The organism is Mesorhizobium sp. M7A.F.Ca.CA.001.10.2.1 (assembly GCF_003998575.1).
In the GTDB taxonomy this organism is placed as follows: domain Bacteria; phylum Pseudomonadota; class Alphaproteobacteria; order Rhizobiales; family Rhizobiaceae; genus Mesorhizobium.
Genome location: NZ_RZQY01000603.1, coordinates 1 through 3,776, shown reverse-complemented (window position 1 = coordinate 3,776; position 3,776 = coordinate 1). Strand labels below are relative to the sequence as shown.

Here is a 3,776-nt window from a genome sequence, read left to right as displayed (position 1 = left end):
GGCCAATATCGGCGTGCTGCAGGCGCAACGCGCGGAATCGGCGAGCACGCTGGCGTCCCTGCAGCTCAGCCATGACAAGGCGCTGCGCGATCTTTCCTTCACCGTGCTCAAGGCGCCTTATGACGGCATCGTCGGCAACCGCTCGGTCGAACAGGGCGACCTTGTCAGCCCCGGCCAGAAGCTCGCCGTCATCGTGCCGATGGACAAGCTCTACATCGTCGCCAACTTCAAGGAGACGCAGCTTGCCCGGCTGGTGCCCGGAGAGAAGGTGAAGATCTCGGTCGATGCGACCGACGGCCAGGACTTCGAGGGAACCGTCTCGTCGCTGGCGCCGGCTTCGGGTGCCGTGTTCTCGCTGCTGCCGCCCGAAAACGCCACCGGCAACTTCACCAAGGTCGTGCAGCGCGTTCCGGTCCGCATCGATGTGCCCGCAGATGTCCTGAAGAGCGGCAAACTGCGCGCCGGCCTGAGCGTCATCGTCGACGTCGACAGCCGCACCGCCCCATCCGGGTCGGGCCCAGTGGCCGCGAACTGAGCGGCGACGGGAGCAATGCCATGGCAACCGCAACCCTGACAGCAGGAGCGCCGCCGGCGAGGCCGGCTGTGCCTGACACCATTTCGACGCGGCGCGTCATCGCCTTCCTGGCGATGGTGTTCGGCATGTTCATGGCCATCCTCGATATCCAGATCGTCTCCGCCTCGCTGTCGGAAATCCAGGCCGGCCTGAGCGCCAGCTCCGACGAAATCCCGTGGGTGCAGACCGCCTATCTGATCGCCGAAGTGGTGATGATCCCGCTGTCGGGCTTCCTCAGCCGGATGCTGTCGACGCGGGTGCTGTTCACGATCTCGGCGGCGGGCTTCACCGCGGCCAGTGCGCTGGCGGCGACTGCCACCAACATCGACCAGATGATTGTCTACCGCGCCGTCCAGGGCTTCATCGGCGGCGGCATGATACCGAGCGTCTTCGCCGCTGCCTTCACCATCTTCCCGCCCTCGCGCCGCGCCTTCGTCTCGCCGATGATCGGCCTGGTGGCGACGTTGGCGCCGACCATCGGCCCGACTGTCGGCGGCTATATCAGCCATGCCATGTCCTGGCACTGGCTGTTCCTGGTCAATGTCGTGCCCGGCATCCTGGTGACAGCGGCGGCCTGGACGCTGATCGACTTCGACAAGCCCAACCTCAAGCTGTTCAGCAAGTTCGACTGGTGGGGCCTCGCCGGCATGGCGGCTTTCCTGGGCTGCATGGAATATGTGCTCGAGGAAGGCCCCAACAATGACTGGCTGCAGGACCAGGGCGTCTTCATCTGCGCCATTGTCATGACCATCGGCGCGGTGCTGTTCTTCTGGCGGGTGTTCACCGCCGAGGAGCCGATCGTCGACCTGAAGGCCTTCACCAACATCAACTTCGCCTTCGGCTCGCTGTTTTCCTTCGTCATCGGCATCGGCCTTTACGGCCTGACCTATCTCTACCCGGTGTATCTCGGGCGCATCCGTGGCTACGATTCGATGATGATCGGCGAGGCGCTGTTCGTCAGCGGCCTGGCCATGTTCTTCACCGCGCCGATCTCGGGCATCCTGTCGAACAAGATGGACCCGCGGCTGATGATGATGATCGGCTTCTTCGGCTTCGCCACCGGCACCTGGTGGATGACGCATCTGACCGCCGACTGGGATTTCAACGAGCTGCTCATCCCGCAGATCCTGCGCGGCTGTTCGATGATGCTGTGCATGGTGCCGATCAACAACATCGCGCTCGGCACCTTGCCGCCCGAGCGGCTGAAGAATGCGTCCGGCCTGTTCAATCTCACCCGCAACCTTGGCGGTGCGGTTGGCCTCGCGCTGATCAACACCGTGCTGATCGACCGCAATGCCTTCCACTACGCAAGGCTCTCCGAGCATGTGCAATGGGGCAGTGAAGCCGCGCAGACCAAGCTGCAGAACATGACGCTCAATTTCGAGCAAACCCCCGGCCTGGATGCGACAAGTGCTGCCATCTCCAAGCTGTCGGGCATGGTCCAGCAGCAGGCGGCGCTGCTGTCATTCATGGATGTGTTCTTCATGCTGACGGTGCTGTTTGCGACGCTTGGCCTGTTCACCATGTTGATCCGCAAGCCGGCCGCGGCGGCGGGTGGAGGTGGTGGCGGCGGCCACTGATACCGGAGCAATTCCAGGAAAAGTGTAAGGCGGTTTTCCGTCAGGAATTGCGACAAGACAGAGATACGTGGGCAGCTGTTTCGGGAAGCTCCTCCAGTCCACGCCCGAAAAAGCTCTGACCGCGCAAAAAACTCCGGGCCGCAAGCCCGGAGTTTTTCATATCCAGTTGGAATTTGTCAGGCTGTGGCGGGCTTGAAGGTCAGCGCGACGCCGTTGATGCAGTGGCGCAGGCCGGTCGGCGCCGGACCGTCGTCGAAGACGTGGCCGAGATGGCCGCCGCAGCGGCGGCAATGCGCCTCGGTGCGCGTCATGCCGAGCGAGCGGTCCACGGTCGTGCCGATAGCCTTGGGGATCTCTTGCCAGAAGCTCGGCCAGCCGGTGCCGGAATCGAATTTCGTCTCCGACGAATAGACCGGCAGGTCGCAGCCGGCACAGGCGAAGATGCCCTTACGGTGTTCGTTGAGCAGCGGGCTGGTGCCGGGATACTCCGTGCCTTCCTTGCGCAGCACGTCGAAGGCGGCCGGCGACAGGATGGCTTTCCACTCGGCGTCGGTCTTGGTGACTTCGAATTTTTCGGCGGCCTGTGCTGCCTGCGGATCGCCCATGCGCAGCATCGTTGCTGCGGCCCCGACGACGCCGATGGCGGCGGCACCGCTCAAAAGAAAGTCGCGACGGTTCATGACCGGTTCCTCCTGATGTCCTTTTGCCAAACTATACCGCCGCGCGGAAATCAAAAGCCGGTGACGGTAGCCCCCTCGAACGAACACTCCGCGCCCTCCCACATCCGAATATGGGCGGCGCGGAGTGCGCGGGTCAATTGCGGATCACGGTAGCGGGATCGTGCAATCGACGGAGGGCCCTTGCTGCCAGTTCGCCGGCAGCAATCCCCTTGTTACATCTTCGGCAAAAGAACCTTGTCGATGACGTGGATGACGCCATTGGACTGTTCGACATCGGCGATCGTCACATTGGCGACATTGCCGCTCTCGTCGGTGACGGTGACCTTGCCGCCGTCGGCCTTGAGCGACAGCTCGCAGCCGCCGACCGTCTTGACCTTGTGGGCGCCGCCGTCAGCCTTGGCCATCGCGGCGACATCCGCCCCCATCGCCTTGGCGCCGATGACATGGCAGGTCAGGATCTTGGTGAGCTTGTCCTTGTTTTCAGGTTTGAGCAGCGTCTCGACCGTCCCGGCCGGAAGGGCCGCGAAGGCCTCGTTGGTCGGAGCGAACACGGTGAACGGACCGGCGCCCTGCAGTGTCTCGACAAGGCCGGCGGCCTTCACGGCGGCGACCAGCGTGGTGTGGTCCTTCGAGTTCACGGCGTTCTCGACGATGTTTTTGTTAGCATACATCGCGGCGCCGCCAACCATCGGGTTTTCGGCATAGGCAGCGGTGGCAAGGGCCGAAACGGCGATCGTACCGGCGAGCAAAAGGGTGGCGTATCTACGCATGATGTCAAACTCCTCGGGTTTTTCTCTTCCCATTTTTGGGGACGCGAGGAGATACGGAACAGAAGTGCGGGAGTTTCAGAAATATTCTTATTTTTTATTTTATCCGGGATGCCGAAGAGATTTTGCCACGCAACCGCTTGCCGGCTACCATGCTGTCTACGGGCGTGGAAGG

The 3,776-nt window shown here is 62.8% G+C and carries 4 protein-coding genes; 2 read left to right on the top strand and 2 right to left on the bottom strand.

The window, feature by feature from the left end; translation table 11 throughout:
• The coding region (locus tag EN964_RS28195; RefSeq protein ID WP_164776039.1) for an HlyD family secretion protein at positions 1 to 535 on the top strand (535 nt) is incomplete at its 5' end.
• 20 nt (positions 536 to 555) lie between these two features.
• Complete coding sequence (locus EN964_RS28190) at positions 556 to 2,154, top strand: DHA2 family efflux MFS transporter permease subunit (protein ID WP_127267221.1); 1,599 nt, start codon at positions 556 to 558, stop codon at positions 2,152 to 2,154.
• 176 nt (positions 2,155 to 2,330) lie between these two features.
• Here the strand turns inward: EN964_RS28190 and msrB are convergent, their stop codons facing one another.
• A complete protein-coding gene (gene msrB / locus EN964_RS28185; RefSeq protein ID WP_127267220.1) occupies positions 2,331 to 2,834 on the bottom strand; it encodes a peptide-methionine (R)-S-oxide reductase MsrB in 504 nt (167 codons plus the stop codon).
• Positions 2,835 to 3,046: 212 nt separating this feature from the next.
• Positions 3,047 to 3,604 (bottom strand): fasciclin domain-containing protein, encoded by a 558-nt coding sequence (locus EN964_RS28180; protein ID WP_127267219.1) that lies wholly within the window; start codon positions 3,602 to 3,604, stop codon positions 3,047 to 3,049.
• Between the last annotated feature and the right edge of the window lie 172 nt (positions 3,605 to 3,776).